The organism is Nocardia sp. NPDC003963, assembly GCF_053605105.1.
The window spans coordinates 20,416-44,859 of sequence record NZ_JBSGIP010000009.1; the positions used below are offsets into that span (position 1 = coordinate 20,416).

Genomic DNA, 24,444 nt, shown 5'->3' on the forward strand with positions numbered 1-24,444 from the left:
GGGTAATGTCTCGGCCTGAGCTACTCACATGGACGTACGGCCGCTGGAGTTCGTGCGACCGCCAATACAGGTAACCAGAACAGGAGGTCGACGAAGACCGATGCCGAATATCGTCGTACTCATCAAGCAGGTGCCCGATACCTGGTCCGAGCGCAAGCTGACCGACGGTGACTTCACCCTCGACCGTGAAGCCGCCGACGCGGTGCTCGACGAGATCAACGAGCGCGCCGTCGAGGAAGCCCTCCTGATCAAGGAGGCCCAGGGTGGCGAGGTCACCGTGCTGGCCGCCGGTCCCGACCGGGCCACCGAGGCCATCCGCAAGGCGCTGTCCATGGGCGCCGACAAGGCCATCCACATCAACGACCCGGCCATCCACGGCTCCGATACCGTGCAGACCGCATGGGTGCTGGCCGGTGCCCTGGGCCAGGTCGAAGGTGTCGAGCTCGTCATCGCCGGTAACGAGGCCACCGACGGACGCTCCGGCGCCGTCCCGGCCATCATCGCCGAATACCTGGGCATCCCGCAGCTCACCCACCTGCGCAAGCTCACCGTCGACGGCGAGAAGATCACCGGCGAGCGGGAGACCGACGACGGCGTCTTCAAGCTCGAGGCCACGCTGCCGGCCATCGTGAGCGTCACCGAGAAGATCAACGAGCCGCGCTTCCCGTCCTTCAAGGGCATCATGGCCGCGAAGAAGAAGGAAGTGCAGACCTTCACCCTGGAAGATCTGGGCATCGACCCGTCGACCGTGGGTGTGGCGAACGCGGGCACCTCGGTCACCGCGTCCACCCCGAAGCCGCCGCGCACCGCGGGCGAGAAGATCTCCGACGAGGGCGACGGCGGCACCAAGATCGCCCAGTACCTGGTCGGCCAGAAGATCATCTGAGACCCGCACCCGCAGCAACTTCTAGGAGAAGAGACAAATGGCAGAAGTACTTGTGCTCGTCGAGCACGCCGACGGTGCGGTCAAGAAGGTCAGCACCGAACTGCTGACGGCCGCCACCGCCCTGGGCGAGCCGGCCGCCGTGGTGACCGGCCCGGCCGGTACCGGCGACAAACTGGCCGATACGCTGGCCGCGGCCGGTGCCGCCAAGATCTACATCGCCGAATCCGATGATGTGGACGGCTACCTGGTGACCCCGAAGGTCGATATCCTGGCCGGCCTCGTCGAATCCGCGTCCCCGGCCGCCGTACTGGTCGCCGCCACCGCGGAGGGCAAAGAGGTCTCCGGCCGGCTCGCTGCCCGGATCGGGTCGGGCCTGCTGGTCGACGTCATCGATGTGAAGTCCGACGGCACGGCCGTGCACAGCATCTTCGGTGGCGCGTTCACCGTCGACGCCAAGGCCACCGGCGATGTCCCGGTCATCTCGGTGCGCCCGGGTTCGATCGAGGCCAAGCCCGCGGCCGGTGCCGGTGAGAAGGTCACCGTCGAGGTCCCCGCGCAGGAAGAGGGCGTCGTCAAGGTCACCAGCCGCGAGCCCGTGGTGGCCGGTGACCGTCCGGAGCTCACCGAGGCGAATATCGTCGTCTCCGGTGGTCGCGGTGTCGGTTCGGCCGATAACTTCTCCGTGGTCGAGGCGCTCGCCGATTCGCTCGGCGCGGCCGTCGGTGCCTCGCGCGCCGCGGTCGACTCGGGCTACTACCCGGGCCAGTTCCAGGTGGGTCAGACCGGTAAGACGGTCTCCCCGCAGCTGTACGTCGCCCTGGGTATCTCGGGCGCCATCCAGCACCGGGCCGGTATGCAGACGTCCAAGACCATCATCGCGGTCAACAAGGACGAGGAAGCCCCGATCTTCGAGATCGCCGACTACGGCATCGTGGGCGATCTGTTCAATGTCGCCCCGCAGCTGACCGAAGAGGTCAAGAAGCACAAGGGCTGATCCGCCGAATTCGCGGGATCGAACGTCCGGCCGGGTCACCGGCCGGACGTTTCCTGTATCCGGACCCGGTGCCGGCAACCCGGAACGGATCCACGGCGGGGCGGCTGCCGGCCGCCCGGCGGGTTGCGGATAGGTTCGCCAGGAGACCCGGGCGGCGAAGGCGGTGTACTTCCGGGATGTGGATGACGGAAAGGGATCGAGCTGATGCCCGTACTGCACGAGAAACTGCGCGATATCTACGCCGAGGTGCTGCAGCGCAATCCCGGTGAGATCGAATTCCATCAGGCTGTGCGCGAGGTGCTGGACAGTCTCGGCCCGGTGGTGGCGAAACATCCCGCCTACACCGACGCCGCGGTACTGCGTCGCCTGTGCGAGCCGGAACGTCAGATCATCTTCCGCGTACCGTGGGTCGACGATCGGGGCCGGGTCCAGATCAACCGTGGATTCCGGGTCGAATTCAACTCCGCACTGGGGCCGTACAAGGGCGGGCTGCGGTTTCATCCGAGCGTCTATCTCGGGATCGTCAAATTCCTCGGCTTCGAGCAGACCTTCAAGAACTCGTTGACCGGTATGCCGATCGGTGGTGGGAAGGGCGGGTCCGATTTCGACCCGAAGGGCCGTTCCGAGGGCGAGGTGATGCGCTTCTGCCAGGCGTTCATGACCGAGCTCTACCGGCATATCGGCGAGTACACCGATGTACCGGCCGGTGATATCGGTGTCGGCGGGCGCGAGATCGGCTATCTGTTCGGCCAGTACAAGCGGATCACCAACCGCTTCGAATCCGGTGTGCTCACCGGCAAAGGGCTGGCCTGGGGCGGGTCCCGGGTCCGGACCGAGGCCACCGGGTACGGAGTCGTCTTCTTCGTCGACGAGATCCTGCGGGCGCGCGGCGAGCATTTCGACGGGAAGAAGGTCGTCGTCTCGGGTTCGGGCAATGTCGCGGTGTACGCGATCGAGAAGATCGAACAGCTCGGCGGCACCGTGGTCGCCTGTTCCGACTCCGGTGGCTATGTCGTCGACGAGAAAGGTATCGACCTCGAGCTGCTCAAAGAGGTGAAGGAGCGGCGCCGGGAGCGGATCTCCCGCTATGCCGACGAACGTGGCCCGTCGGCCGCGTACGTCGAGACCGGTTCGGTCTGGGAAGTGCCCTGCGATATCGCGCTGCCGTGCGCCACCCAGAACGAACTCGACGCCCGCGGCGCGGTCGCCCTGTCGGAGAACGGTGTCACCATAGTCGCCGAAGGGGCGAATATGCCCTGCACGCCGGAGGCGGTGCGGGTGTTCGCCGAGGCCGGGGTCGTATTCGCACCGGGTAAGGCCGCCAATGCCGGTGGGGTGGCGACCAGCGCGCTGGAGATGCAGCAGAACGCTTCCCGGGACTCCTGGACCTTCGAACACACCGAGGAGCGTCTCGCCGAGATCATGCGCGGTGTGCACGACCGCTGTCTGGCGACCGCCGACGAGTACGGTTCCCCCGGGGATTATGTCGCGGGCGCGAATATCGCCGGATTCGTCCAGGTCGCCGACGCCATGCTCGCGCTCGGGGTCATCTGAACAGGCGATCACTCCGGGAGTGGCTGCCGCGTGCTGTCGACTCCGGTTCCGGGTGCGGAGGCGCCGCTGGGTTCTCAGCGACCCACGATGTCATCGAGGAATCTCCGGATTGCGGGAGCCAGTGCCGCGGCCAGTTCCTCGATGGTGTCGACCTGCTCGGTGAAGACACCGGAATCGAGACGGCCGTCGGGCAGTATCCCGGCGACCTGTTCGGCGAACCGGGTGGGATGGCGGTGATCGATACCGGGGATCACCAGGGTCGGCACGGTCAGTGCGGCGAGTTCGGCAGGTGTACCGAACGCGCGGTCCCGGCCGATGGCCGCCGCTGCCGCGATACTGGCCGGGTCGCTGCGGTCGATCGCGTCGCGGACCAGCGTCCCGATCACCGGCGCCAGCTCGGGTAGGACCGGGGCCCAGGCCGCTTCGATGCCGTGGGTTCGTACGGTCTCGGCGAAGGCGTCCAGGAACGCTGTTTCGGCCTGCTTCGCCGAATCGTCCTCGATATCCTCCGGGCTGATGAGGATCGCGGCGGCGAAACGATCCGGATGCGCGATCACCGTCCGGGCGGTGATCGTCGACCCGAGTCCCATACCGGCGAGCACGGCCCGTTCCACACCGAGGTGATCGAGCAGTGCCGTGACGTCCTCGGCATAGCGGAACCAGGTGTGGGAGGCGGGGTCCGGGCACCGCGACTGTCCGTACCCGCGGATATCGGGGAGCACGATGCGGTAGGTATCGGCGAGCCGATCCGCGAGCGGGAGCAGACTGCGATGGTCCGGCCCCCCGCCGTGCAGGAACACCACGGGGGTGCCGCTACCGCGGGTGTCCGCGCGCAGCGGATGGCCGTCGTGGCCGGAATAGGTGAACACGGGAACCTCCGAATGGTCTTCTCTCCGGTACGGCGACGAAACCTGTGGTGCCCCGGTCGGTGGAGCGGCAGGAAGGTGAGCAGGTGGTGCCGCCGCCCGAGCCGATCGGCGAGTCGGCAGCGGCTCGGACGTGCCTGCGGGAACCGGTAGAGTCGTCGGAATATCCACGGCCGGGCCGTTTCCGGTCGTCGGCCGATACTCAGCCTAGGAAGCGGGCGGCCCGGCTTCTTCCGATAAAATGCCGAGATATGTCGATAACCCGCCGCACTGTTCCCACTCCCACCCGGGTGCGGGACCTGCCGGGCGGCTCGCATATCGATACCCATCACCATCCCGAACATCAATTGATCTACTGCAGTGGCGGCGCGGCGGAGGTCCGTACCGATACCGGTACCTGGATCGCGCCGCCGGACAGAGCGATCTGGATACCGGCGGGTCATCGGCACGAACACCATTTCTTCGGCCCGACCAGATTCCACTGCATCGCTTTTCCGCTCGGACAGGGCGGCGATCGGGAGACGCCCGTGGTACTCGGGACCTCCGCGCTGGTCCGTGAGCTGATCATCACCTGTTCCGCGCCGGGCGATCTGCCGGCCGACGAACTGGGCCGGTTGCGCCGGGTGCTGCTCGACCAGCTGGACCGGATGCCCCGCGAGCAGCTGCCCCTCCCGGTCGCTCGCGACGAACGTCTGCGCGCGGCGTGCGCCCTCGTCGAACGCGACCTCGAGATCGCCTGGACGCTGGCCGAACTGGGCCGGCGGGTAGGTGCGGGGGAACGCACTCTCACCCGGCTGTTCCGCGCCGAGTTCGCCATGACCTATCCGCAATGGCGGACGCACCTGCGTCTGCATCGGGCGGTGCGGATGCTCGCCGAGGGATATTCGGTGACCACCGTCGCCAGGCGCTGCGGCTGGGCCTCACCGAGTGCGTTCATCGATATCTACCGGCACGCTCTCGGACACACCCCGGGGCGGTCGCGGCGCGGGGCGATACCGGTGCCGCGGGCCGGGAACGCGACGGGTTAGCCGGATGTGGAGGGTGCGGGAAACGCGCCCGGTTCTGATTCGGTCTATTCCAAATATATTGGTGCGAAGCACTTTCCGGCTCTCACGGCCCGCCGGGAAATAGTGTTCGGAACGCGGGAATTGGCTATGCTGTGCGCGTCGAATGCCCATGGCATCGGCATTGCTGCGTAATGATCGGTACCGGGGGGCTGCCGATTCCGATAATTCATGATCGGCCGCCTCGGCGGCGGGAAAAGGTGAGCCGTGGACGGCCCCAGGGGGCTCGGTCCCTTACCGGACAGCCGAGTCGTATCGACAGTATTCGCGCGGGTGGCCGGATCCGGCGCCGTGGGCCGCGTCGATCCGTACTGTCCGCTACTCGCGGCCGTCGCGGGTCTGGTGGATGCGCACCGGCGCTTGGCGAACACCCGTCCGAACTGGGACGATATGGTGATCACCTGGGTGCCGGGCGAGGCCGGTCCGGAATTGCCGGAACCGGATCCGGTCGGCGATCCGTTCACCGGGATCTGGGACGAGGCGCAACGGCATATCCTCACCGTGGATCTGGAAGCGCATCGCGTGCTCGGTGCGCCCCGCTTCGGCGCGGTGGAACATCACGAGGGCCTGGGCGCGGTTTTCGGACGTATGGCGCATCTGTACACCGTTTCCTTCGGCCCCTTCGTATTGGACGGACCGCAGGCACTGAATCGCCGGCAATTGGCCCGCGCCTATTTCTCCTACGAGAGCCTGGCCCGTGCACTCGCCTGTGGGGAAAAGTCCCTGCCACCGTTGTCCGCCCGCGCGGCCGACGACAATGGTGGCGGGTGACCGGCCGCACCCGGGACCTGCTACCCGCGTACCACCCGTAGATCAACCCGGCGGCCGATGCGGTGGCAGCCGGAGCCGGTGACGATGGTGGATACGGGCCGCCGACGGGGCGGACCGCGGAGTGGAGGTGCCATGCAACTCGAGACCGGACAGGTCGCCGTCGTCACCGGTGCCGCGAACGGAATCGGCCGGGCCGTGGCCGCGGCGCTGGTCGAGCGGGGCCTGCGGGTGGTGGTGGCCGATGTGGAGACCGACACCTTGGCGCGGACGGCCGACGAACTCGGTGATCAGGTGATCGCCGTAGCCGCCGATGTTTCCGATATCGGGCAGATGCGCGCACTCGCCGATCGGACACTCGCCGCGTTCGGCCGGGTGGACCTGGTCGTCAACAACGCTGGTATGGGGGCGGGCGGGCCGAGCTGGGATATCGCGCCGGCCGACTGGGACCGGGTCTGGTCGGTGAATGTGGGCGGTGTGGTCAACGGTATCCACGTTTTCGCCCCCCACCTGATCGCTGCCGGTAGCGGACATATCGTCAATACCGCTTCGCTGGCCGGGCTCACCGTCGGTCTCTTCGGTGCGCCGTACGCGGCGAGCAAGAGCGCCATCATCTCGATCTCGGAATCGTTGCGCGGCGAACTGGACATCATCGCGCCCGGCATCGGTGTCACCGTTGTGTGCCCGGGACCGGTCGATACCCGGATGTTCGGCGGACTGGTCGAACTGGCCGCGCCGCCCCGGGACGATGTGTCCGGGCCGGAATCGATGCCTCCCGAGATCGCGGCCGCCCTGGCGCCGATGCGGGAGGCGATCACCGATCTGGCGAAGGAAATGGTGTCGGCGGAGCGGGCCGCGGAGGTCATCCTCGCTGCCGTGGAATCCGGAAAGCTCTACGAGACAACGCATCCGACTATGGCGAACGCCGCGCGGGAGCGGATCGAGACCATTCTGGAATCGTTCGGCGTGCCTACCGGGTAGGTGGTACACGGATGTCGAACGGAGATGACGACAGGGCACGATTCGCAGCGGCTCGGCCCGAATGGCGGAGCACGGGTGATCCGCGCTTCCCCCTGGCCGCCGAGATCGAGGGTCATTGGTGGGTGCTTCGCGCGAACCCCTTTCCCGATCACTGCATGTGGACGCTGTTCGCCGATGGTGCCGTCCGCTACGACATCGAGCAGGCGCCCTCCGGCTGGGGGCGGCTCGCCCCGGCGTCGGCGCCGCCGCTGGATTCGGCAACCGCGGAGAGAGTGCTCGCCCCGGTGCGGCCGCTGAGCGTCTACGGCAGCGAGGTGGGCCGACCTTGTGACGACCCGTTCTGCTGCGGATGAACCTTCCCGCGGTGCGGCCCCGATTCCCAGCAGACTCCCAGCTGTGTCCCCAGCCGGTGCACAGCGAGCCGAACTACTGTCGCCGTAGTTGGAGTCGATCGGACGTATCGACGAGAAGTGCGGTGCGACAAGGAGTTACACGATGAAACTGAAACCGGCGAGTAGAGCGTTCGCGGCCCTGGTGTGCGGGGCCGCGGTGACGGGTGCGGCCGTGGCGGGCACCGGTGTGGCCGCCGCCGACCCGGGACCCGAGAAGAAGATCGTCATCGACGGGCAGGAGCGGACCGATATCGACAGGGTGATCCTGCGCGCGGATATCGACCGGGATCTGCCGGGCTATCGGCTGCCGCCGGGGAGCCCGGGTGTGATCGTCCTGAAGAGCGGTGCGGTCCAGCCGGTGCCCGAGGGGGCCGTGCTCCGGCAGCGTCCCGGCCGGTGATCGCGCGGTGACAGCCGCCTGTGCCGTTGTGTGACGGCACCACGAACCGACCCGAGCCGGATCCCTCGCCACTCGGGTTGCCGGTGGCCCGCCCCGCCGAATCGGCGAGGTCACCGAAGCCCTGTCGGCCACTGCCCGGCCGCCGGGGTCGCGCGGCCCGGTACGCACCCCGCGTACCGGGCCGGACGCGCTCACGTTCTGCGCGCGGGCCCGAGCGGCTGTGGGCCGATGAATGCCGCAGCCGGTCGTGGGATCGTTTCCCCTGGGGGCCGGCTATGAGCCGTCCTGTTCGAATGGATCGCCGGCCGGCACGCCCATCGCAGGAGGCCGAGGAGAGGGGGAGTTTCCGCTGTTGTCCGGCGGTGGCGGCGCGGGCACACCCTCGTCCTCATCCAATCGGTCTTTCGTCGGTTCGGCGGAAGGTTGCGGGTTGCCCACGCCCGCCCCGGGATAGCCGCCCATATCGTCGAACAACCACGGTGGCGGGTCTTCCCACAGGAAGGGGTTCTCGTCCCCCGGGAGGGACGAACGTGCTCCGGGGGCGGTGTCATCTGCCGCGGTTTCGCGGGATTCACGGAGGAACTCACGCACATCATCTCTGATGTCGTCCCCGGAGTGGTCGTCTGTCGGGTCTTCCCGCGGATCTGTGATCCGGTGACGAACGTCGTCGGGCGGGACCTCCACGATGCGGCCTCCGACGGCCGGATCGATGCCGGGATCTGCTGCTGTGCTGTCTTCTTCGACCACGGTGCCGTCGCCGGCGACTTGCGTCGAGATGATCGAGGCCGCGGCACCGACCGCCACCCACCGGAGGGAAGTCGCGGGCTTGCGGTCGACCTGCGCGAGTTCGTCGGTGCCGCGCACACCCGTCGCGGCACTGCGGTAGTTTTTGGCGGATCCCGATGCCAGGGAGTGCACCAGTTTCAATGAGTTCGCCGCGGCCTGTCGCGCCGCAGCGGCAACTGTCCCGGGAATGGGATTCCTCATATGGCTTCTCCTGCCAGATCTGCCGAGCTCGGGGAAACCCCGGGGACTTCCGCTCGGAACCGGTCTCGGCGGCGTCGCCGGAATATTGCCGTAAGGTCCGCGAATCCCGATGAAATCATTTCGCATCCATTCCAGACGTGACCGTATGACCTGTTCGAACGCTGTCATCCATCGTTTCTCGGCTGTGCTGCCGAAAGGCTTCCAGGGGATCCCGGCCGGTCGACCGGCGGAAGTCCGCCGGTGGTGAGATCGCCATCGAGCTCCTCGTGATGATCCGGAATCGAGTTGAGGCTCACGACATCGATTCTGATCCGGAGCACAGGCCGGGGCCGACCTGGTTCGGGTGTGCGCCGATTCTGTCGCTGGTGGCCACCGGAATGCTGCAGCGGGAATGGGTTCGATCTATCGAATTTGTCTGGTGGGCAACTCTAGCCCGATCGCGCCGGCCGGGAAACGGTCTGTGCCGCCAAGATTTCGGCAGCGCATTGTGAGGACTGCACTATCGGAACCGCTGGGCTCCGGCACGGGTGGCACCGAGAGGTGAAGTCACGCTATCGGCGCCGGGCTCTTGGTCATGGCCGTTGTTCGTGCGGCTCTGAGTCCGGTCTCGGCGGCGGGGATCGCCGTTGTGCAGGTCTCGGGCAGGGTTTCGCCGGATATTCGCCGATAGATCCGTCGCTCGCCGATTCGGACCGCCGTCGCGGTATCCACGACGGGCTCGTTTCGGGAATCGTCACAGAACCCGAGCCGACGCGTCGGCGTGCCCCGGTACTGCTAGGCGCAGTGCAGCCCCTCGAGCAGTGAGTCGAGGATGGGTGTACGGCGGGTGTCGGCACGAATGACCGCAGAAACGGGGATGCGGAGGCGGTGATCGACCAGCGGGAGCGCGGCGATGCCCTCGGTGGAGCTGTTGGCGTAGAGAACCGTCCAGGCGTCGGGGTGGTTGATCAGCTCCATGGTCGCGGTATGGTCCGGCGGGATGGGCGGGCCGAATCTGGGTCCGGTGGGGAGGTCGGCGAAAGCGGTCCGGATGACATTGTGCAGGAGGAACTGCTCGGATTCCGGTGGCAGGAGCAGCGGGTAGGCGCTGAGTTCGGCGAGGGTGACATCGGTGCGGCCGGCCAGCGGATGCGCGGGGGCGGTGGCGAGGGTGAGGTCCTCCACCCATAGTTGCTCGACCATCAGCCCGGCCTGCTGCACACTGCCGCGGATCAGCGCGAGATCGCAATCGCCGTCCGCAACGGCGGCGACCCGCTGACGGAAGGGTTTGATGACGAATTCGATCTCCGCGCCGGGGTGTGCGTCGCGCGCGCCGGCGATGGCCGAGAGCGACCGCGTGGCGAACGACATATTCGCCGCCAGCCGGATCCGCGGTCCGGTGGTACGGATGGAGGCGCGGATGGCCGATTCCAGACCTAGCATCTGCTTGGCCAGCGGTAGTAGCCTGGTGCTCGCGTCGGTGGGGACGACCGAGCGGGTCGAACGCTCGAACAGTTGCACACCCAGGTCGTGCTCGAGCCGGGCGATCTGATGGCTGATCGCCGACTGTGAGATAAAGCACCGGACGGCAGCCCGGCTGAAACTGAGCTCCTCGCACACCGCCACGAAGTACGTGAGCTGGCGTAGTTCCACCACGATCTCCATTCATGACCAGAACAGATAAGAGTCATCTCAATTATGCGCCCTGAACCCTGAAATATCTGCCTTACGGATGACGGTTCCTAATGAGTGAAGGAGGCTGTCATGCACAAGGTCACTGAGAACGGCGCCGGCGTGGAATATGCGGACGTCGTGATCATCGGTTCGGGGTTCGGCGGACTCGCCGCGGCCAAACAACTGGCCAAGGCGGGAGTGGACTATGTCCTGATCTCGAGCACGCCGGAACACCTGTTCCAGCCGCTGCTGTATCAGGTCGCCACCGGGGTGTTGGCGTCCGCCGAGATCGCACCCCCCATCGCGAACATCCTGCGCCGGCACAAAGAGGCGGATGTCCGGCTGGGTGAGGTCACCGCTATCGAGCCCGACGCGGCCGTCCTGACCTACCGCACCGGCGAGGAGACCCGGCAGATCCGCTACGGATCGCTGATCGCGGCCACCGGCGCGAGCCAGTCGTATTTCGGACGCGACGACTTCGCCGACAAGACCTACTCGCTCAAAACCATCGATGACGCGAAGCTGCTCCGGGCCCAGATCGAACGGGTCTTCCGGGAGGCGGCCAAGGCCGACGAGGAAACCCGCCGCCGGCTGCTCTCGTTCGTCGTCGTCGGCGCCGGGGCCACCGGTGTCGAGGTCGCGGGACAGCTGAAAGAACTCGCGAAGCGGTACTACCACCAGGAAGTGTCGGTGACCCTGGTCGAGGGCGCCGGCGCCGTACTACCACCCTTCGGCGGCGGTCTATCGGAATACGCGAAGAAAACGCTCACCCGCAGCGGGGTCGAAGTCCTGCTCGGCACGTTCGTCACCGATATCGAGGACGGGCAGGTCACAGTCAAGGACAAGGACGGCAGTCAGCGCCAGATCGAGGCCGAGACCATCGTGTGGTCGGCCGGTGTGCAGGCCGGCGGTTTCGCGAAACTGCTGGCCGCGGCGACCGGTTGCGAAACCGATCGTGCCGGGCGCCTGCTCATCAACCCCGATCTCACCGTCGGCGGCTACGCCGATATCTACGCGATCGGCGATATGACCTCGCTCAACGGTTACCCGGGCCAGTCGCCCGTCGCCATGCAGGAGGGGCGGCACGCCGCCGATATCATCAGCCGTGACACCCACCCGGGTACCCCGTTCGTGTACTGGGACAAGGGCAGCATGGCGGTGATCAGCCGGTTCAGCGCGGTCACCAAACTGAACGACAAGATCACCTTCCGAGGTGTGTTCGCGTGGTTCATCTGGCTGGCCGTGCACCTGTTCTATCTGGTGGGCTTCCGCAACCGGTTCGCCGCGGTCCTGTCGTGGCTGGTGGCGTTCATCGGCACCGGACGCCCTGGGTTCCAGGAGGTGGACAGGCAGCATCTGGAACGGATGCGCGAACCCGAACGTTTCGTCGCCTGATGGGTGCGGCCGGGCGAAGCCCGGCGACACACGGCGCGCGACCCGCAGCGAACGCGGAGGTACGCAGGGAGCGCACGGCCGGAGCGAACGCGGAGGTACGCGTTGCACTGTGGGCGGACCTGGTCGAGTAGGGTCCGCCCACGGTGCGTACGCCGGGCGGCGGCGGCGAATTCCAGGTTGCGCCCGGCCCGATTCCGGTGCCGATTCCGGTGTTCGCGCGAACGCGCGGGTACCGACCGGTGAACGTCCGGTGTGACCTACGTCTCGTTAACCGAACCGGCATGCCCGCGACATGTCACGGTCGCCCCGCCGCAGTGTCGGACTGGCCTGCTTGTCACCATGGCTATTACGTCCGTGCTGACGGCTCCGGCTCGACCGGCCGCCGGCGAGGATCACCGGTCCCGATACGCCCTCATCGTCTCCTCCGACACCGACCATCGCATCGCGGCGCAGCGGCTGCGGTACAACGTATTCGCCGGCGAGCCGGGTTTCTCGATCCCCGACGACGGCACGGGCCTGGACGCGGACAGGTTCGACGAGCACTGCGACCATATGCTCGTCCGCGACGAGGCCACCGGCGAGTTCGTGGGTTGCTACCGGATGTTGCCGCCGGACAAGGTCGCCGGAGCCGGTGGGTACTACACGGCCACCGAATTCGATCTCACGAATCTCGATCCGCACGGGCTGCGGATCGTGGAGATGGGGCGCGCGTGCGTGGTGCCCGAACATCGCAACGGCTCGGTCCTCACGCTGATGTGGGCCGGGATCCTGCACTACATCCAGCTCACCGGTTACGACTGGGTGATGGGCTGCGCTTCGGTGCCCATGCAGAACAGTCCCGCCGAACCCGCCGGTGTCAATGTCCGCGGGGTACGCGACTTCCTGCTCGGTAAGCACGCCTGCGCGCCGGAGCGGCGGGTGCACCCCTACCGCCCCGTCGTGGTCGACGGGGCGGCGCTCGACGATCTGCCCGCCCCCGCCCGCCCGAAACTGCCGCCGCTGCTCAACGGCTACCTGCGGCTCGGTGCCGAGATCTGCGGGGAGCCCGCGCACGACCCGGATTTCGCCGTCGCCGATTTCGTGGTGTTGCTGGGGCTCGACACCATCAACACCCGCTATCTCGATCGGTTGCGCGGCGCGGCCGCGAATTTCGACGGCGGGCGGTGACGGGATGGAAATGATCGCCGAGTCGGCGGAGCGGGTGCCCGCCGAGGTTCAGCAGTTGCCCGTTCTGCACTCGTGGATGCCGGTGAGCCCGTGCGGGACCGGCTGTGTGCAGCAGCGTCCCGAGATCGGTATCGCGCGGGCCGGGCTCCGGCTGGTGGGCGCGCTGTCGGTGCTGTTCACCTATCCTTTCGCACATATCGTGACGCCGGCGTCCCGGCGCTCGGGTGTCCAGCGCCGGTTCGCGCGGACGCTGCTGCGTGCCTGTGGTATCCGATTGCGGGTGGTGGACCGGCGGACGGACTCCGCTGCGATCGGGCCGCGGTATGCCGAACCGGGCGCCGGGGTGCTCGTCGCCTGTGGGCATATCGGGTGGGCGGATATCGTCGTGCTCGCCTCGGTCCAGCCGCTCGCCTTCGTGGCGCGGGCCGATCTGATCGATTGGCCGTTGCTCGGAAGACTCGCGCGGGCGATGCGGGTCGTCCCGATCGAACGGGAGCGCCTGCACCGCCTGCCGGATGTGGTGGGGCAGGTGGGTCGACGGCTCGCCGCGGGGGAGCGGATCGGGTTCTTCCCGGAGGGCACCACCTGGTGCGGTCGTGCCTACGGGACGCTGCGGCCCGCACTGTTCCAGGCCGCCGTGGATACCGGGGTGCCGGTCCAGCCGGTCCGGCTCCGGTACCTGGACGCGCACGGTAATCGGTCCACCGTCCCCGGTTTCGTCGGAGACGACACACTCATCGATTCCATCGTGCGGGTGCTGCGGGCGCGGAACCTGACCGCCGAGGTCGTCCTCGCGCCGGTCGAAGCGGCCGGTACCGATCGCCGGGATCTGGCGCGGCGGTGTGAACGCGCGGTTCGTGCGGAGGAACTCTCGGATGCCGCGCATGCCGTGCTCGCCGCGGCGGGCCGGCAACTGACGAAAGCGGCGGCGGCAACCGTCTGATCGGAGCGGAATGCGGCCGGGTCCACCGAGCGGACCCGGCCGCTTCTGCTGCTATATATCGACTCGCCCATTCATGTACCGCTATACAACGGCTACTTGTTTGCAGTATCAGCGGGCGCTACCCGTTCCGGGGAGTGCCGGAATGCCCGGCAGCGCGAAGGGCAGTTGCGGAAGTACCGGCAATTGGACCTGCGGCAGCAGGCTGGGCGGGGGCGGCGGAATGTAGGGGTTGGGCATATTCCAGTTCGGCGGCGCTCCGCCACCACCGCGCGGGCTCTCGTGGCGGTCCCAATCGGCCGGTTGGTCGTAATCGCGGCCCCGGTTGTCGTGGGAATCGCGATCGGGGTACTGGTTGCCGCCGCTGTTGAGGTGGTCCTCCCAGCCGTCGTAATCCTGCCGGTGGTGGTCCTTGTAGCCGTAGTGGCCGTTATCGTCCCAGCCGAAATCGTTGCCGTCGTCGAATCCGGTGTGGTGGTCGTAGTCGTTCCGGCCGTTGTCGTTCCAGCTGCTGTTGTCGCCGAAGCTGTCACCGGAATCGTGGGAATCGCTGACCTGGACCGCATCGGCCGGGCCGGCGAGGGCGGGGCCGGCGGTGACCGCCAGCGGCGCGAGGGTGATGACTGCGAGCGCGGCGATCCGCGCCGCGAGACGGCGGGCGCGCTGTTCGTGGTTTCGGTTCATCGGTGGTCCTCACTCGGTCACACCCTCGGTCGCGTGACCCGGGTGCCCGCACTGCTCAGAGTGCTTTATTGATACATCACTTACCGTACCGCTGAATAACGGCACGTTCAATAGGTGGCTGTCAAGCGGGGTGATCGGCGCGACTCGCCGAGTCCGGCACGATGCGGCCCGCGGGCGGCACGGATCGAAGGCCGACGGTGTACCGGGGCACACCGCGGCGGTAGATAGGACTACGGTGGTGACGGACACCGTCGAGCAGCCGATCGGCTGCCGAATCCGCCAGGACCTCTTTCGAACTGCCGCAGTCCCCGGCCTCCGAGCCGCCGGGTTGCTCCACTCGGCAGCTCGTCGCGGAGTGGCCCCGGGTTCGGATGGGTATCCCGGGAAGGTCCGGACCGCCGGCCGGCCCGACCGCCGCGGGACGCGCATCTCGACCCTGCCTGCCGCGACTTCCATCGGCAGCGCACCCCGAAGATCGGAGCACGAACATGCACGACGACAACCCCGGACTGTTCAGTCACGTCCCCGCCGAACCCGAGCCGTACTCGATACCGGCCGATGCTCCGCAACCGGTATTCCTGACCGCGGTATCCGAGCCGGAGACCTCCTCACCGGACGCCGGCCCCAGGTAGCGATGCCCGGCAGGGTGAGCGACCTCGGCTATGCGGCGGGGTGGCGCCTGGTACGCGCCCTGCCACATCGATGGGCGGTCCGCCTGTTCGACGCCGGTGCCGACCGCGTCGCCCGGCGCGACGGTGGACCTCCGCAGCTCCGGCGCAATCTCGCCCGGGTACTCGGGGTGACCCCCGAAGAGGTTCCGCGCGAACTGATCCAGGCGAATCTGCGTTCGTACGCGCGATATTGGCGCGAAGCTTTCCGGCTGCCCTCGATGGATCCCCAGCAGCTGGCCGACACCATCGAAGCCTCGGCCACCGGCCTGGACCGGATCCGTGCCGCGGCCGCCGCGGGCCGTGGCGCGGTGATCGTCCTGCCGCACAGCGGGAACTGGGATCTCGCCGGAGTCTGGCTCGTCCAGCGGGTCGGCAGACCCACCGTCGTCGCCGAACGATTGCGGCCGGAGTCGCTGTTCCGGCGCTTCGTTCGCTTCCGGGAAGGGCTCGGCTTCGAGATCATCCCCCTCACCGGTGCCGATTCGCCGCCGTTCGAAGGGCTGACCGCCCGCCTGCGCGCGGGCGGTCTGGTCTGTCTGCTCGGGGAACGGGACCTCTCCGGCCGGGGTGTACCCGTCACCTTCTTCGGTGAACAGGTGCGGATGCCGGCCGGCCCGGCTCGGCTGGCGATCGATACCGGCGCCCCGTTGCTGCCCGTGCACTGCTGGTTCACGCCGGACGGGTGGGGTTTCTCGGTGGGGGAGCCGATCGACACCTCCGGTGGGGTGGGCGCAGCCACCCAGACGCTGGCCGACCGGTTCGCCGCGGGGATCGCCGCCCACCCCGCCGACTGGCATATGTTGCAGCGCCTCTGGCCGGACGGATGAACACAGCGACGCCTTGGTCATCTCGATTCGTATCCGATCTGACGATTGCGACGATCGAGTGGGCCGGCCGACCGCGCGTGTCGCAGTCTTCTCAGGGAGAGCCCGGTCGGGGCGAGTCCTCGGCGGAGGACCTGCCGTTCACAGGTGACTTGCGCTCGGTGTCGGTCACCCGCCCCGGAGGTTTCGGCCCGGCGTGATCGGTGCGGTGAAGCGGCGCGTGCGCGACGATGCGGTCGCGGACCGGATTTTCGACCGGGAAGCACGCGGTAGGGGCGGAGGGGGTTACGGTGGTGAGGAACACCGTCGAGCAGCCGATCGGCTGCCGAACCCGACAGGACCTCTTTCGAACTGCCGCAGTCCCGCTACCTCCGGGTGACGGGTTGCTCCACTCGGCAGTCCGGCGCGGAGTGGCCCCGGGTTCGGATGGGTATCCCGGGAAGGGGCGGACCGTCGGTCGGCCCGACCACCAGGGGCGCGCATCTCGACCCTGCCTGCCGCGACTCTCAGCGGCAGTGCACCCCGAAGATCGGAGCACGAATATGTACGACGACAATTCCGGACTGTTCAGTCACGTCCCCGCCGAACCCGAGCCGTACTCGATACCGGCCGATGCTCCGCAACCGGTATTCCTGACCGCGGTGCCCGAGCCGGACACCGCCGCCCGCCCGGAGGCCGGTTCCAGGTAATCCGGTTCCGGACAGGGCCGGCGCCACTGGTTCGGCGGCAAGAGCCGGATCGGCAGGCATCAGCATCACTACCTGCGGCGACCGGCCAGAACAGCCGCCGACTCCAGCCCGACCCGCCCTGAGCTCCTGCGCATCGCCACACCCCCCGATCGCGCTACGGTCGGCGGAATCTCGGCAGATCGGTGCCCTCGGCCGGATACGCAAAACATGGGCGAGCGGAAAAGGCCTGGTCATCGTGGGTGATCATCAATCCAAGCGTCGCGACGTGCCCGCACCGGTCGGTGAGCGGATCCTGTGACGGCGCCGGGTGGTGTTCGCGAAATGCGGGGTGACAGCTCGGTTGCCCGACCATACTGGTGATTTCGGAGGCACCAGCCGCTGGGGTAGCGCAGGTTTCGGATCATGGAGGGGTCACTCGTGGGGTCGTTGGCGTTGCTCGTCGTGGACATGCAGAACTCGTATCTGCGGCAAGATACCCGCGACGCCTACGGTTGGCCGCCGTTGTGGCGGCGCGACGACGTGGTGGCCGAGTGCCGGTCGTTGATCGAGGAGGCGAGGTCGCAGGGGGTTCCGGTGATCTACTCACGCCAGGTCTCGTCTGCGGCGCCGACGCCGAGGTCGGCTCGGCATCGTGCCGGTCGCGCTGATCGGCTGCCGGTGTTGTCCGAGGCGGAGCAACTGTGGCGATCGCGGATCATGGATGCTGTCGCACCCGAGCCGGGCGAATTGGTGCTGGACAAGACCCGGCACAGCTTCTTCGCCTATACCGAGCTCGAACCGATCCTGCGCACTTTCGGCACGAACCGCTTGATCGTCTGCGGGTTCCAGACCAACGTCTGTGTGGAAGCCACGGTCCGCGCCGCCCTGGAACGCAACTTCGAAGTCGCGGTCGCCGAGGATGCGGTCACGACCGACGGGCCGGAACTCCATACCGGATCCTTGAATTCGATGCGGGTGATGTATGTCGAAGTCGCAGCGTGGCGTGAACTCATCGCCCCCGGCGCTGCGTGGGATAGAGCGTATTCGACACCGCACTACGGCCGAAGCCCGAACTACTGGGTCGACCCACTGCATTCCCCGAACTGATCCTCACCCCCGACCCGCCGGGCAGAAAGCGACCGTGCCGTGGTCGACGCCGAAGCCTCGACCACCATGCCTGAACTCGGCATCGTCCAAACCGGCAGCATCATCCTCGAACAGCCGGGCCGAGGCTTCGACCCTCCTGCCGCAGCCGACACCGCGAACGCCGGCTGGGACGGCCGGTGGGTCCGCCGCCGACGGCGTACGCACCTTGTCGATGCTGGGAGCCACGGGCCATCGTGCGCTGCGATGGGCCGAATGCCGCTCGGAGCGCACGGCCGGCCGGGGTGTATTACGTTCGGGTACAGCAGATCTGAATCGTGGAGGCAGGTACTGGTGGGAACCGAATCCGATCATCGACCCGATCAGCCGCATTCGGCGAGGATGTACGACTATTTCCTCGGCGGCAAGGACCACTATGCCGCCGACGAGCAGGCCGCCCGGGCCGTCCTGGGGGTGTGGCCCGGGATCCAGATCGCTGCCCGAGCCAATCGGGCGTTCATGCGCCGCAGTGTCGAACACCTTGCCCGTGAAGAAGGTATCCGGCAGTTCCTCGATATCGGTACCGGGATACCGACCGAACCGAATCTGCATCAGATCGCGCAAGAGGTCGCACCGCAGTGCCGGATCGTCTATACCGACAACGATCCGCTGGTACTCGCCCACGCCCGCGCGTTGATGACGGGGACTCCTCAGGGCCGCACCACCTATATCCATGCCGATGCCACCGACCCGGCCGCGATCCTCGATTCCCCGAAACTCCGCGAAACCGTGGACCTGTCCGAGCCGGTCGCGGTCAGCTTGATCGCCCTGCTGCATTTCATCGAGCACGACGCCGAGCGCATCGTCGCTACGCTCGTCGACGCGCTGGCCCCCGGCTCCTACCTCACGATCTGCACGGCCACCGCCGATTTCGACCCCGACCAGGTCGCCACCGCGCGCGAGATCTACCGTGCCCGCGGGATCACCGCCCAGGACCGCACCCGCGAAGAGGTCGCGAAGTTCTTTCACGGGCTCGAACTCCTCGACCCCGGAATCGTGCCCCCGCACCGGTGGCGACCCGACCTCGAAACCCCGGCCTCCCACGACGCCAAAGTGTCCTGCTACGCAGGCGTTGCCCGAAAACCCTGACAATGCACCGCCCCGAGTGCCCAGTCGCGGCCGCGACCACGGCTGCTGTTGTCCCGCGATGGCCTCGAAGTTCGGGCACACAACCGTGTTACCCGAAGGATGCTCGATGTTTCGGGCGACAGGTGCTTGTGATCCCCCTCGGAGAGTGTGGTTCGGCGGCGGGCAGCAATACGGTCGGGCGGGGGAGCGACACTGAGATGGAGCCGCTGACATCCGACTGCTTTCGCGGCCTACGATGTGGTGGTTGTCCGGGCTGGGCAGAGCATTGATCGATGCTTTGTCGGGCATGCTGACGGATATTCATCGCAGGTCAGCGATGGTTTATGTCCGATATCGCCCAAAGAGACTCAATTCCCGAATACCGCGGGTCGCCTGGGCGGATCGTCCAGAAACCGAGCGAGGCGCGACCCCGGAACAGTCGGGAGGTCGACCTGACGGCGAGCGTCGGCCAGCGGCTCAGGCTTTGGTCGATCCAGCAATGTTGGTGTTGTGCACCGAACAGACCCACCATGTCTCGTGGCGTTCGAGTAGGACCCAGGTGCCCCGGTTGGTGACGGAGAACTCTGGGGTGTGCAGTGTTTGCTCGACGTTGACGACTGCGTGTTCGGGCGTGAGGAGTCGTAGGGCGAGTATTTCGAAGCGGGCTCGCGCGTCCGGGCTGTCGCCGAGGCGTTTGCGATGGTAGTCGTGCAGTTCGTCCCAGCCCCGGAAGATCGCCCCCGCCGGCGTGATGAAGATGACGTCTTCGGTGAACGGCTGATCGAAGGCGGCCGCGTCTTTGGCCTCCAACGCGGATTCCAGTGTCCGGAACAGTGCTTCGATCCGGGCAGTCGTGACCGAGTCGGCGTCGGAGATCCCCGCCGTGGGGCGGACGTCGGACCGGACGGGCTCGCGAGAACTCACTCCCCGCAGGCTACGCCGCCGCGTTCCCGCTTCTGGTATTCGGGCCACCCGTCCGATCAACTCACGCATTCGACATCGTATGGAGTGACGCCTCGGGCCCGGGACCGGCCGCGCGGCGTGGGTGGTTCTCCAGGTTGTGCGGCGGCACGGGTGGGGTTTCCGTGCAAGTTCATCGACGGACTTCGAGCCGGTCGGCCAGGAAGCGGCGAATCTCGTCTGCGATGACGCGGTGGTGGGTCTCCAACGCGAAATGGCCGGTCGGTAGCAGCCGCACCTCACCGTTGACGGTGTCCTGCGCGAACGCAAGAGCGCCGTCGGCGCCGAAAATAGGATCGTTTTCGCCCCAGATCGCCAAGACCGGCACCCGCGATTGCCGGAAGTACTCGTGGACCGCCGGATAGAGTGCGATGTTGCTGGGGTAGTCGCGGAACAACGCCAACTGGATATCGGTGTTGCCCGGACGGTCCAGCCGATCTTGCGCGTGCAGCCGAGCATCGGGTGATACCAGTGAGGTGTCCGCGACGCCATGGGTGTACTGCCAGATGGTCGAATCCAGTGACAGCGCGGCACGCACCGGAGCTTCGGTATCCGGTGTGGGATTGTCGGCATAGCTGAGCAGGCCGTCCCAGAACTCTGGGATCAATCCTTCGGTGTAGGCGTTGCCGTTCTGCGTGATGATCGCCGAGATGCGCTCCGGGGTGTGCAGGGCGATATGCCAGGCCAGTGGTGCGCCGTAGTCCTGGACGTAAACAGCGAACGACGTCACCCCGATTACGCCGAGGAACTCCTCGGTCAGTCGCGCCAGATCGGCAAAGGTGTAATCGAACTCCTCGGTCGAGGGCATGGCGCTGTACCCGAAACCGAGATGGTCGGGAGCAACCAGATGAAACGAATCTTCGAGTTGTGGGATCAGGTCGCGGAACATATGCGAGCTGGTCGGGAAACCGTGCAGGAGTAGCAGGGTGGGGTCACCGGGGTCGCCGGCCTCCCGGTAGAAGATGTCGTGGCCGTGTACCGAGACCGTGCGGTAATGGGTCATCGAATCCCTATCTTGTACAGGTCGGTGCTGTTCATCGGTCCTGCTGTCGAGGCTGGAGCGCCCGGATCTCCAGAATTGCCGCCGGAACGGGGTCGGCGTGTGCGTCCGGGTGTCCGGTGATCCGGCCGCATCGCCACATTGTGTCGGCCGACCTCGTCGAACAGTGGGATTTCCGAGCGCGGGCGGGTTCGCTACCCGGTCTGGATCCGGTCGGCAACCAGGTACGGCCGAGTGCGAGAAGATCAGCGAAGATGCCGGCCACAGCGACGGACCATCGGCAGCGTGGCGGCCAGGATCTCCTGGACGAGATATCTCTTCCGCTCGTTCACGCGATGCCGAGCCTCGACCGGAGGCTGGGCAATGCCGAGATGTCGGTCCGGGCAGAGGTTCGATCTGGAGCCGGTGAACCCCTTTTTATTTCGGTGGCGCTGAACACTCTTCCGTCCGGCTGCCGCTCGAGGTTCCCGCGTGCCGCGGCTGGACCGGCCGCTGGGACCACCCCGCTGCGAGGTGTCGGCACGCGCGTCGGGCGACTCGGCACCTATCGTGAGGCTGGGGGCAGGAGCCGGCCACTGAGGACAGGACGGGCGGTGAGGTCATCCTGAGGGAGTCCGACGCCGAGGTTCTCTGCAAGCCTGTAGAACATTCCGAGGGACCCCCGGGGACCGTATTCGTATTGTTCGGGTCGAGCGCCGAGTGCCTCGATCTCGGTGTCGAAGCGGTGTGGGTCGCTGCCCGTCCGTGCGAGGCTGCTGTCGGTGGTGTCGAGTCCGGTGATGAGGCGGGCGTTCTCGGCGTATTGGAACACCGCTCCCGGTTTCATGGTGGCGTGCAGCTCCAGTGCCGCGGTTCCGATCGAGGCGCGCAGCACCGGTCCTCGGTCATGAATGGATTTCCAACTGCCGTGCTCCCACGCCCAGGCCCAGCTTCGGCAATGCCCTGCGCTGACCACATATCCGTCGGTCGTGTAGAGATGGCCGCCCAGCTCGTAGTGGAAGTCATCCGGCCCGCGCACCGCCACGGTGGTGTGGTCGACGCCCATCCGCTCCAATAGCTCTCGGGCGTTGATCTGACGGGCGAAGGTGAGGCCGACCAGCGGAAGATCCGTGTCGTACATCCACCCGAGGCCGCCGGTCGTGATGTTCACGACGCCCCCGGTTCGTTGATCGCGATCGAGGTCGGGAACCACGATCCATGATCATGGAACCGGGTATCGCCATTAGCTGAAGCAGTCACAGCGACGGACACTGCCATGAGTCACCGACACCCATGGTGGGGCTGCCCGGAATCGTCGTCCGGTAACAACGGGGGCACTCCGGCGGACGAGCCGGTTCCACGTGCCGGGCTGTCGCGGGGTGCCGTCCATTGCCGCGGCCTCCCAGGTGACCTTGTCGGCCGGGTTGTGTGCCGTCGATCGTATTTGCTACTACTTTGCGGTTGAAGCGGCAAGTTTGTCGTCCGGGGCCACCTCGGTTCGCTGTCTTCGACGTCGGCGGCAACCACCGAACCCGCAGCGAGACATCAGGCGGTGAATCCTTCCGGCCCGCCCAGGTGAATTGCATCGTGGGTCGTGCCACATACGACACCGTGATGAACAAATGCGGCGCGAAGTGGTCCACTTCTGTATCGAAGTGGGCCTCGAACATCACGACGACCGCAACAGAAGCTGACAGTCAACCGAGATGTGCGTCTGAGAGGCTGGGGCCGTGAATCCGTCCACAGCACAGGCGCACGTGGTTGTCGACGAGCTCGCGCGCGGTGGTGTCCGGGATGTTGTTTTGTGTCCCGGCTCACGGAACGCGCCGCTGGCCTTCGCTTTGCATGCGGCGGATGCTGCGGGCCGACTGCGGCTGCACATGCGCATCGACGAACGGACCGCGGGTTTCCTCGCGGTTGGGCTGGCGGTAGCCAGTCGTTTACCGGTACCGGTCGTGATGACCTCGGGGACCGCGGTGGCCAACCTGGGTCCCGCGGTGCTGGAGGCCAACTATGCGCGGGTGCCGCTGGTGGTGCTCAGCGCTAATCGGCCCTACGAGATGCTCGGTTCCGGCGCCAACCAGACTGTGGAGCAGTTCGGTCTGTTCGGCAGCCAGGTCCGCACCACCATCAGCCTCGGCCTGGCCGAGGAAGAATCCGCGTCCGCCGAATATGCCTCGTACGGGCACCAGAACAGCATGTGGCGCTCGGTGGTCTGCCGGGTGCTCGCGGCAGCCCGCGGTACCCGCTCCGGCAATGCGGGCCCGGTGCACTTCGATATACCGCTGCGCGAGCCGCTGGTGCCCGACCTCGCGTCCGGCGAGTGCGCGCCCGAAGGGCGCGAGGGCGGCCGGGCCTGGACGCTCACCGAGTACGCAATGCTCGATGTGCCGCTCGATATCGACCTGGCCCCCGATACGGTCGTCATCTCCGGTCACGGTGCCGGGCTGCGGCCGGAACTGTCCGGGCTGCCAACTGTCGCCGAACCCACGGCGCCCATGCACGGCCCCGCGCTGCACCCGTTGGCGCTGCCGCTGCTGAAGCCCCGTCAGGCCATCATCACCGGCCGTCCGACCCTGCACCGTCCGGTGGCCGAGGTGCTGGCCGATCCGAACGTCACTGTCTACGCGGTCACAAACGGGCCGCGCTGGCCCGATGTCTCCGGCAATGTGGTCGGCACCGGCACTCGGGTGATCGTCAGCGGCGCGTCGCGCCCTGAATGGCTGGCGCATTGCCATGAGCTCAACGAGAAGGCCACCGAGGTGGTCCGGGCCGAACTCGCCGTGTATCCGAAGCCGACCGGCCTGCACGTGGCGGCGGTGGTGATGGACTCGCTGCGCGAGGGCGACCTGCTGCTGCTCGGCGCGTCCAATCCGGTGCGCGACGCGGCCCTGGTGTCGTACCCGCGGCCGGGTATCACGGTGCTGTCCAATCGGGGTGTCGCGGGCATCGACGGCACCGTGTCCGCAGCTGTCGGCGCGGCGCTGCAGCACGACGGCCGCACCGTCGCGCTGCTGGGTGACCTGACCTTCCTGCACGACGCGTCCGGCCTGCTGATCGGCCCCAGCGAACCCCGCCCGGCCGATCTGACCATCGTGGTCGCCAACGACGGCGGCGGCGGCATCTTCGAGCTACTGGAACAGGGCGACCCGCAGTATGCCGGAGTATTCGAGCGGGTGTTCGGCACCCCGCACGGTATGGATCTGGCCGCGCTGTGCGCCGCCTACCGCATTCCGCACAGGCAGGTCGATCCGGAGCAGCTGGCCGTCGAGTTGGTCGGGCACGCGCACGGAACTCGGGTGCTCGAGGTGATCACCGAGCGGTCGCGCCTGCGTGAGCTGCATGCGGCGGTGCGCGCCAGGATCGCGCCCTGATCGAGGCTGGTCTGCCCGCAACCGGA

The 24,444-nt window shown here is 67.2% G+C and carries 24 protein-coding genes; 17 read left to right on the top strand and 7 right to left on the bottom strand.

Annotated elements, in window-relative coordinates; translation table 11 throughout:
- Positions 1 to 100 precede the first annotated feature (100 nt).
- The 3 genes from ACWEWT_RS17815 (at position 101) to gdhA (ending at position 3,434) form a co-directional block, all read left to right on the top strand.
- Positions 101 to 886 (top strand): electron transfer flavoprotein subunit beta/FixA family protein, encoded by a 786-nt coding sequence (locus ACWEWT_RS17815; protein WP_452560201.1) that lies wholly within the window; start codon positions 101 to 103, stop codon positions 884 to 886.
- 37 nt (positions 887 to 923) lie between these two features.
- Positions 924 to 1,880, top strand: coding sequence for an electron transfer flavoprotein subunit alpha/FixB family protein (locus tag ACWEWT_RS17820; protein WP_452560203.1), 957 nt, complete (start codon positions 924 to 926; stop codon positions 1,878 to 1,880).
- A gap of 204 nt (positions 1,881 to 2,084) precedes the next feature.
- Positions 2,085 to 3,434, top strand: a complete 1,350-nt coding sequence (gene gdhA / locus ACWEWT_RS17825) for an NADP-specific glutamate dehydrogenase (protein ID WP_452560205.1) — start codon at positions 2,085 to 2,087, stop codon at positions 3,432 to 3,434.
- Between the two features lie 74 nt (positions 3,435 to 3,508).
- Here gdhA and ACWEWT_RS17830 read toward each other — a convergent pair whose 3' ends face one another.
- Entirely contained in the window at positions 3,509 to 4,303 is a 795-nt protein-coding gene (locus ACWEWT_RS17830) for an alpha/beta fold hydrolase (RefSeq protein WP_452560206.1), read from the bottom strand.
- 248 nt (positions 4,304 to 4,551) lie between these two features.
- Between ACWEWT_RS17830 and ACWEWT_RS17835 the strand changes: the two genes are divergently transcribed.
- The 5 genes from ACWEWT_RS17835 to ACWEWT_RS17855 all read left to right on the top strand — a co-directional run bounded on the left by ACWEWT_RS17835 (position 4,552) and on the right by ACWEWT_RS17855 (position 7,905).
- Entirely contained in the window at positions 4,552 to 5,328 is a 777-nt protein-coding gene (locus ACWEWT_RS17835; protein WP_452560208.1) for an AraC family transcriptional regulator, read from the top strand.
- Between the two features lie 243 nt (positions 5,329 to 5,571).
- A complete protein-coding gene (locus ACWEWT_RS17840) occupies positions 5,572 to 6,135 on the top strand; it encodes a hypothetical protein (protein ID WP_452560210.1) in 564 nt (187 codons plus the stop codon).
- A 132-nt stretch (positions 6,136 to 6,267) separates the two neighbouring features.
- Complete coding sequence (locus tag ACWEWT_RS17845; RefSeq protein WP_452560212.1) at positions 6,268 to 7,113, top strand: SDR family oxidoreductase; 846 nt, start codon at positions 6,268 to 6,270, stop codon at positions 7,111 to 7,113.
- An 11-nt stretch (positions 7,114 to 7,124) separates the two neighbouring features.
- Positions 7,125 to 7,466: a hypothetical protein gene (locus ACWEWT_RS17850; RefSeq protein ID WP_452560214.1), complete on the top strand. Its 342-nt coding sequence runs from the start codon at positions 7,125 to 7,127 to the stop codon at positions 7,464 to 7,466.
- Positions 7,467 to 7,608: 142 nt separating this feature from the next.
- The gene (locus ACWEWT_RS17855; protein WP_452560216.1) at positions 7,609 to 7,905 is read left to right on the top strand and encodes a hypothetical protein; all 297 of its coding nucleotides are present in this window, start codon (positions 7,609 to 7,611) and stop codon (positions 7,903 to 7,905) included.
- Between the two features lie 273 nt (positions 7,906 to 8,178).
- On the opposite strand, the gene ACWEWT_RS17860 is transcribed toward ACWEWT_RS17855, so the two are convergent.
- Positions 8,179 to 8,769, bottom strand: coding sequence for a hypothetical protein (locus tag ACWEWT_RS17860; protein ID WP_452560218.1), 591 nt, complete (start codon positions 8,767 to 8,769; stop codon positions 8,179 to 8,181).
- Positions 8,770 to 9,666: 897 nt separating this feature from the next.
- Entirely contained in the window at positions 9,667 to 10,524 is an 858-nt protein-coding gene (locus ACWEWT_RS17865) for a LysR family transcriptional regulator (RefSeq protein ID WP_452560443.1), read from the bottom strand.
- A 111-nt stretch (positions 10,525 to 10,635) separates the two neighbouring features.
- On the opposite strand from ACWEWT_RS17865, the gene ACWEWT_RS17870 reads away from it, so the two are divergent.
- From ACWEWT_RS17870 to ACWEWT_RS17880, 3 genes are all read left to right on the top strand, one after another.
- Positions 10,636 to 11,940: an NAD(P)/FAD-dependent oxidoreductase gene (locus ACWEWT_RS17870; protein WP_452560220.1), complete on the top strand. Its 1,305-nt coding sequence runs from the start codon at positions 10,636 to 10,638 to the stop codon at positions 11,938 to 11,940.
- Between the two features lie 339 nt (positions 11,941 to 12,279).
- Positions 12,280 to 13,107: a GNAT family N-acetyltransferase gene (locus tag ACWEWT_RS17875; protein ID WP_452560221.1), complete on the top strand. Its 828-nt coding sequence runs from the start codon at positions 12,280 to 12,282 to the stop codon at positions 13,105 to 13,107.
- 4 nt (positions 13,108 to 13,111) lie between these two features.
- Entirely contained in the window at positions 13,112 to 14,050 is a 939-nt protein-coding gene (locus ACWEWT_RS17880) for a lysophospholipid acyltransferase family protein (protein ID WP_452560223.1), read from the top strand.
- Between the two features lie 108 nt (positions 14,051 to 14,158).
- Here ACWEWT_RS17880 and ACWEWT_RS17885 read toward each other — a convergent pair whose 3' ends face one another.
- Positions 14,159 to 14,731 carry a hypothetical protein gene (locus ACWEWT_RS17885; protein WP_452560225.1) on the bottom strand — a complete coding sequence of 191 codons (573 nt, stop codon included), beginning with the start codon at positions 14,729 to 14,731 and terminating at the stop codon, positions 14,159 to 14,161.
- Between the two features lie 488 nt (positions 14,732 to 15,219).
- Between ACWEWT_RS17885 and ACWEWT_RS17890 the strand changes: the two genes are divergently transcribed.
- The 5 genes from ACWEWT_RS17890 to ACWEWT_RS17910 all read left to right on the top strand — a co-directional run bounded on the left by ACWEWT_RS17890 (position 15,220) and on the right by ACWEWT_RS17910 (position 19,126).
- Complete coding sequence (locus tag ACWEWT_RS17890; protein WP_452560226.1) at positions 15,220 to 15,363, top strand: hypothetical protein; 144 nt, start codon at positions 15,220 to 15,222, stop codon at positions 15,361 to 15,363.
- Between the two features lie 2 nt (positions 15,364 to 15,365).
- On the top strand, positions 15,366 to 16,229 hold the full coding sequence (locus tag ACWEWT_RS17895) for a phosphatidylinositol mannoside acyltransferase (protein WP_452560228.1): 864 nt from the start codon (positions 15,366 to 15,368) through the stop codon (positions 16,227 to 16,229).
- Positions 16,230 to 16,768: 539 nt separating this feature from the next.
- Positions 16,769 to 16,915, top strand: coding sequence for a hypothetical protein (locus ACWEWT_RS17900; RefSeq protein ID WP_452560230.1), 147 nt, complete (start codon positions 16,769 to 16,771; stop codon positions 16,913 to 16,915).
- Between the two features lie 402 nt (positions 16,916 to 17,317).
- On the top strand, positions 17,318 to 18,001 hold the full coding sequence (locus ACWEWT_RS17905; protein ID WP_452560231.1) for a cysteine hydrolase family protein: 684 nt from the start codon (positions 17,318 to 17,320) through the stop codon (positions 17,999 to 18,001).
- A gap of 330 nt (positions 18,002 to 18,331) precedes the next feature.
- Positions 18,332 to 19,126, top strand: a complete 795-nt coding sequence (locus ACWEWT_RS17910) for an SAM-dependent methyltransferase (RefSeq protein WP_452560232.1) — start codon at positions 18,332 to 18,334, stop codon at positions 19,124 to 19,126.
- Positions 19,127 to 19,582: 456 nt separating this feature from the next.
- Here ACWEWT_RS17910 and ACWEWT_RS17915 read toward each other — a convergent pair whose 3' ends face one another.
- The 3 genes from ACWEWT_RS17915 to ACWEWT_RS17925 form a co-directional block, all read right to left on the bottom strand.
- On the bottom strand, positions 19,583 to 20,029 hold the full coding sequence (locus ACWEWT_RS17915) for a YybH family protein (protein ID WP_452560234.1): 447 nt from the start codon (positions 20,027 to 20,029) through the stop codon (positions 19,583 to 19,585).
- A 169-nt stretch (positions 20,030 to 20,198) separates the two neighbouring features.
- On the bottom strand, positions 20,199 to 21,068 hold the full coding sequence (locus tag ACWEWT_RS17920) for an alpha/beta fold hydrolase (RefSeq protein ID WP_452560235.1): 870 nt from the start codon (positions 21,066 to 21,068) through the stop codon (positions 20,199 to 20,201).
- Positions 21,069 to 21,609: 541 nt separating this feature from the next.
- On the bottom strand, positions 21,610 to 22,215 hold the full coding sequence (locus ACWEWT_RS17925; protein ID WP_452560236.1) for a hypothetical protein: 606 nt from the start codon (positions 22,213 to 22,215) through the stop codon (positions 21,610 to 21,612).
- 559 nt (positions 22,216 to 22,774) lie between these two features.
- Here ACWEWT_RS17925 and menD point away from each other — a divergent pair.
- A complete protein-coding gene (menD, locus tag ACWEWT_RS17930) occupies positions 22,775 to 24,418 on the top strand; it encodes a 2-succinyl-5-enolpyruvyl-6-hydroxy-3-cyclohexene-1-carboxylic-acid synthase (RefSeq protein ID WP_452560237.1) in 1,644 nt (547 codons plus the stop codon).
- Positions 24,419 to 24,444 lie beyond the last annotated feature (26 nt).